Source organism: Aurantimonas marina (assembly GCF_017183135.1).
GTDB classification, from domain to species: domain Bacteria; phylum Pseudomonadota; class Alphaproteobacteria; order Rhizobiales; family Rhizobiaceae; genus Aurantimonas; species Aurantimonas marina.
Genome location: NZ_JADDXW010000037.1, coordinates 1 through 5,065 on the forward strand (window position 1 = coordinate 1; position 5,065 = coordinate 5,065).

The 5,065-nt window shown below is 61.9% G+C and carries 3 protein-coding genes and 4 pseudogenes; 3 read left to right on the forward strand and 4 right to left on the reverse strand.

The features are described 5' to 3' along the window. Positions 1 to 149: 149 nt before the first annotated feature. A pseudogene (locus ING15_RS19095) lies at positions 150 to 617 on the forward strand (helix-turn-helix domain-containing protein); the annotation flags it as partial. 416 nt (positions 618 to 1,033) lie between these two features. Here ING15_RS19095 and ING15_RS20035 read toward each other — a convergent pair. After that, positions 1,034 to 1,204 (reverse strand): annotated as a pseudogene (locus tag ING15_RS20035) (IS256 family transposase); the annotation flags it as partial. Between ING15_RS20035 and ING15_RS19100 the strand changes: the two are divergent. Then, positions 1,205 to 1,384 (forward strand): annotated as a pseudogene (locus ING15_RS19100) (ISL3 family transposase); the annotation flags it as partial. It lies immediately after the preceding pseudogene. A 104-nt stretch (positions 1,385 to 1,488) separates the two neighbouring features. Here the strand turns inward: ING15_RS19100 and ING15_RS19105 are convergent. From ING15_RS19105 to ING15_RS19115, 3 genes are all read right to left on the reverse strand, one after another. Further along, positions 1,489 to 2,196 (reverse strand): hypothetical protein, encoded by a 708-nt coding sequence (locus ING15_RS19105; RefSeq protein ID WP_206456432.1) that lies wholly within the window; start codon positions 2,194 to 2,196, stop codon positions 1,489 to 1,491. Between the two features lie 599 nt (positions 2,197 to 2,795). Continuing rightward, positions 2,796 to 3,062: a conjugal transfer protein TraD gene (locus ING15_RS19110; protein ID WP_206456433.1), complete on the reverse strand. Its 267-nt coding sequence runs from the start codon at positions 3,060 to 3,062 to the stop codon at positions 2,796 to 2,798. A 1-nt stretch (position 3,063) separates the two neighbouring features. Continuing rightward, positions 3,064 to 3,390 (reverse strand): conjugal transfer protein TraD, encoded by a 327-nt coding sequence (locus ING15_RS19115; RefSeq protein ID WP_206456434.1) that lies wholly within the window; start codon positions 3,388 to 3,390, stop codon positions 3,064 to 3,066. A gap of 171 nt (positions 3,391 to 3,561) precedes the next feature. Between ING15_RS19115 and mobQ the strand changes: the two are divergent. Further along, positions 3,562 to 5,065, forward strand: a pseudogene (mobQ, locus tag ING15_RS19120) (MobQ family relaxase); the annotation flags it as partial.

Genomic DNA, 5,065 nt, shown 5'->3' on the forward strand with positions numbered 1-5,065 from the left:
GCTCATGCTCGACAAGAGAATGGAATCACGCAAGCTCCCGGCCTGCAAGCGCTCTCGCGCACAGGTCTCGTAGTACCAGCTCTTGGATTTTATGACTCGTAGGGGATTCTCGGCGCGGAACTGATGTGATTCATTGGGCGAACAGGAGGATGTTCGCCATGGCCACGCCGGTTCCGCTTCGCTCTGACTTCGATACGAACACACTTCGCCAGGCTGCCCGGCGTTCCCGGGACGCATCTCAGACCCGCCGGCTTCTGGCACTGGCGACGATCTACGAGGGCGGCACGCGCAGCGATGCGGCCAAGGTCGGAGGCGTGACGCGCCAGATCGTGCGGGACTGGGTCGTGCGTTTCAACGCCGAGGGCCAGGACGGTCTCCTGGACCGAAAGTCGCCCGGCGCGCCCTCGCGGCTAGGGCCGCACGAGCGGCAGGCTCTGGCGGGCAAGCTTGAGGCGGGCCCGATCCCGGCCGTTGACGGGGTGGTGCGCTGGCGGCTCGTAGACCTGGCGCAATGGGTGTTCGAGGAGTTCCGCATCACCATAAGCGTGCAAACGCTGAGCCGCGAACTGCGGGCCATGGGCTATCGCAAACTCTCTGCCCGCCCACGCCATCACGCGCACTTGTCAAGATCCAAAACATCTTCGGCTTGAAAGCAACTTGGCAAGGCCACTTGGTGAAAGAGGTCGCGGCAAGCGCCTACGCTGCCAAGTTTCGCACCCACTTGTTTGAGAAGACGGAAATCAAAGGGGCCTCTGGCCCATCCGTGTCATAGCATTAGCATTCGGGCAGGTCGACTTTAGACGATACCAACCACCCCCGTAGTCAGCAGTCGGAACGATGTAAGCGTACTAAGCCTGTTCGGTCGGAACTAGGCTGCCTCCATGGCCTTTCGCAGAATTCGCATTATGTGCTGTACGTAACCCGCGCAGTCGCGAGGCGACTAGACGGCAGTAATCTATCTACCACCGGCTGAAAGCCGTCCTTCAGCTTTCGGCCCAATAGAGCTATGGTTGGATTTGGGTGACGCGGGCGATCAGGCAGCGCGTTGTTTGGCGTCGGGGATGAGCGCAACGCCGTCTGTGAATGTGACGTCTGCGATGACCATCGGCAGGCGGTTTTGGCCCTTCAGCCTTCGCCAGGTTCTGGCGGCCGCGATGATGAGCTTGAAGACCATCAGCCGGGCGGACTTGTGCGAGAAGGCACCCTAGGTTCGAACGCTCGCGGCATTCAGAAGGACGCATCTGCCGTGCTGGGCGCAACCACCGAGCCGTGGTCCAACGGCCAGACAGAAGGTCAGGTGAATAAGCTCAAGCTCGTGAAACGACAGATGTATGGACGAGCCAAGGTTGATCTCCTCGACGCTCGGCTCCTCGCCGCCGCCTGAACGTCTTCGGGATTGCGTCAGCCCCCCGGTTCAATGCCGTTTGACACTCATGCGGTGATCTTCTCGCGGGCCTCTGCCACCATACCCTTTGGCAGCATGTGAATTCATTCTTGACGGTCGCTCCTACCTGACAACAACGCAATGCGATCGGAGCCGGGCACAAATCGACCTGGCTGAGCTTTTCGGGCGATGCGCACGAGGTCGACAAGCGCCGAACGGAGAAAGGGCCAGGGGAACTCCGGACATTCAGCGGAGCTTTCTCCCTCGCGTAAGATGGCATCGAGCTTGCCCGCAACGCCGGCAAGTGATGTAACAGACGCACTCATCAGCGCATCGACCAGCTGTTGTTCGCGGAAAGCTGCGGCCTCTTCGGCCTCCTTGGCGACGGAGTATCCCAACTCGCCATCTGCGGCATCCCAGCGAACCTGGTGTGCCGTGAGCTCAACGTCCGCGATTGCCCGCGTCGCTGCCATCGCCGAATCGTCGCCGAAGGTCTCTTCAATCTGATCACGGGTATGCACGAAGATCGATCTGCCCTCGTCAGGCAGATCGACCTCTGCACGAGGAAACCCAATCGTCTCGACCAATCGGGCCTCGAGGGTCTGCTGCTTGCAGCAAGCCTCATAAGTGCGAAGGTGAGCGTCTTTCCATTCGTGCCAGAGCTGCAATGCGACGTCCGGATCGCCGCTATTTGCTGCTGGCGATCTCCTCAATGGATTGGTCGTCCATGCCGCTGCCATCAATGCGGTGCCGGCTAGCAGCATGCGACGGGTGACGGTAGACAGACTCGTGCTAGTCTCAGAATCAGCCATGGTCCGAGCTCCTAACAGCTTGGGTTGTGGTTAGGCTGGTTAGGATGTTTCCGCATCCTGGCCAGCCACTCTGCATGCCCGCGCCAGACATGAGGTAAGGCTGAGGCATCAGATTTTTGATAGAAAAAATATCAATTCGATTGGTGTGGATGTCAATAGAAAATCTATCAAATCCTTATCCAACCGTCACAACCCGACAGGTGAAGGCTGCCAGGGCGTTGCTCAAGTGGTCCCAAGGAGACTTGGCGGCGCGTTCCGCCGTTTCAGAACCAACGATCGCGCGCCTTGAGGCGGAGGATGGGTCACTGGGCGGTCGCCCTGAGACAGCCGCAAAGATCGTGCATGCCCTGGTTCATGCGGGCATCGAGTTCATCTCCGAGAACGGCGGCGGGCCTGGCGTTCGGCTGGCGCGGCCCATTGACGGCGAGTGATCATTTGATCGGAACGGGTTAATCTGACCCGCTGCGGTCTATTAAGAGTGCCAGGACGCCCTCTCTCTGCGCTGGACCGTGACTGCGCCATGATCGCTCCGAGCCGGCGGGATCTGAGCGACATTCACCAAGCGGATGGGATAGGTCTCCGCGCCGCCCCGCCATCGGTCATGCCCGATCATCCTGCTCTCGCGAGACGATGCGCGTTCCTCCTTTGCGCTCCGCGGCGAACGTCTCTTTCCCCTTTTCGGCCCAGAGCGTTCGCGCCCGTTGTCCATCGTCGCTCTTGAGCTTTTCGGCAACCCAGATCATCGCGCCGTAGATCATGGCGCGATCATCGCCGGTCAGGTCCACAATGCCGGACTTGACGACGAGGCCGCCGAGTTCAATCAGATGCTTCGTGCGTTTGCGGCGTTCGACCTGCCAAGTGCGCATGTCATGCCGCGCCCGCGCCGCCAGATGCCGGTTGCGCGCTGCCCGATTGCGCCGGAGCGCCGCCAATGTCGCGGTCAGATGCTTTCGTAGATCGCCGCGATTTGCTGCGAAAGAACGCGGCCCCACGCTTGGCCCAGGACTCCCTTCTTCCAGCATCCGTTGTTTCGGCCAGTACGATCAGCGCGCCCGCCAGTTCCTCGGGGCTGAACGCATCGGCGCCGGTGGCCATCACCAGTTCACCAAGCTGCTGCACCTTGCGGGTTTTCAGATCTTTGGCCTTGTCTTCGAGAGCTTTCAGTTCCGCGTCATAGTCCCGTGGCTTGCGCATGGCATCCTCCATAAGCTGTCGATGCAGCGATGTTAGTTGAGCGCCTGCCGCAATGCTGTAAGGGTGTCGGGACCGTCTTGCACGCGCCGGTCCAATCCGAGATTTTTTCGAGGGAGAGCGCGCTTATACGTCGTTCCGACGTGCGCTTGACCGTGCCAATGCTTGATCGCGATGGCGATCTATCATCTTCACGTCAAGGTCATTGGCCGCAAGGCCGGGAGCAGCGCGGTGGCCTCCGCCGCCTACCGTTCCGCCTCGCGGATGCGCGACGAGCGGATTGACCGCGTTCAGGACTTTTCCGCCAAGCGCGGCGTCGTCCATTCGAAGGTGCTGCTGCCGCAGAACGCGCCTGAGGCATGGAGCGACCGCGAACGACTGTGGAACGACGTCGAAGCCTTCGAGGTCCGCAAAGACGCACAGCTCGCCCGCGAGGTGGAGTTCGCCATCCCGCGTGAGATGAGCAAGGCTCAGGGCATCGAACTCGCCCGCGACTTCGCGCAGGCCGAATTCGTCGACCAGGGCATGATCGCCGACCTCAATGTGCATTGGGATCAGGCAGAGGACGGCACGCCGAAACCCCATGCCCATGTCATGCTCACCATGCGCCAGATTGAGGTAAATGGGGACGAGAACGGTTTTGGCCGGAAGGTGCGGGAATGGAATGCTACCCAGATGGTGGAGCGGTGGCGCGAACGCTGGGCGGAGCTTGCCAACGAGCGGCTGGCCGAACTCGACATCGATGCGCGCATCGATCATCGCAGCCTTGAAGCGCAGGGCATCGGGCTTGAGCCGCAAAGCCAGATCGGCGCCCCCGTGCAGCGCATCGAGACACGTCGTGTCGAGACACGTCGTGTCAAAGGCGAAGGGATCGAGGCGGCCGCCACCGTTGCGGATCGGGCCGAGATGCATCGGCAGATCGCCCGCGACAATGGCCAACGCATCATCGCCGATCCGTCCCTTGCATTGGATGCGATCACGCATCAGCAATCGACCTTCACGCGGCGCGAGATGGCGCGGTTCGCGCATCGGCACAGCGACGGCATCGACCAGTTCAATGCGGTGACACGTGCCATAGGAAACGGGCCCGATCTGGTCGAACTGGGACGGGACCGACGCGGCGAGGACCGGTTCACCACCCGCGACATGATCGAAGCCGAACAGCGCCTGCACCGTGCCGCCGAAAACATGGCCGGGGCCGAACGCCACGAGGTCGATGACAGGTACACAGTGGCCGCACTGGCGCATGCCGAACAGCGCGGTCTTTTGCTTTCCGACGAACAGGCCGATGCGCTGGCCCATATCACCGACGGGCGTGATCTCGGTATCGTGGTCGGCCATGCCGGAACGGGAAAGAGCGCGATGCTGGGCGTCGCGCGAGGCATGGGAGGCATCGGGCTATGACGTTCGCGGCATCGCTCTGTCCGGCATCGCGGCGCAAGCCCTCCAGAGCGGATCGGGCATCGCATCGCGCACCATCGCCAGCCTGGAACATGGCTGGCGGAACGGCCGCGATCTGCTCACCAGCGGTGACGTGCTGGTGATCGATGAGGCCGGCATGGTCGGCACGCGCCAGTTGGAGCGCGTGCTGTCCCATGCCGCCGACGCCGGCGCGAAGATTGTCCTGATCGGCGATCCGCGGCAGCTACAGTCCATCGAAGCGGGCGCAGCCTTCCGC

Bases quoted from the DNA above. Each gene is read 5' to 3' on its own strand.
- ING15_RS19115 (WP_206456434.1), bottom strand. From the start codon at position 3,390: ATGCGCAAGCCACGGGACTATGACGCGGAACTGAAAGCTCTCGAAGAC.
- ING15_RS19110 (WP_206456433.1), bottom strand. From the start codon at position 3,062: ATGCGCACTTGGCAGGTCGAACGCCGCAAACGCACGAAGCATCTGATT.
- ING15_RS19105 (WP_206456432.1), bottom strand. From the start codon at position 2,196: ATGGCTGATTCTGAGACTAGCACGAGTCTGTCTACCGTCACCCGTCGC.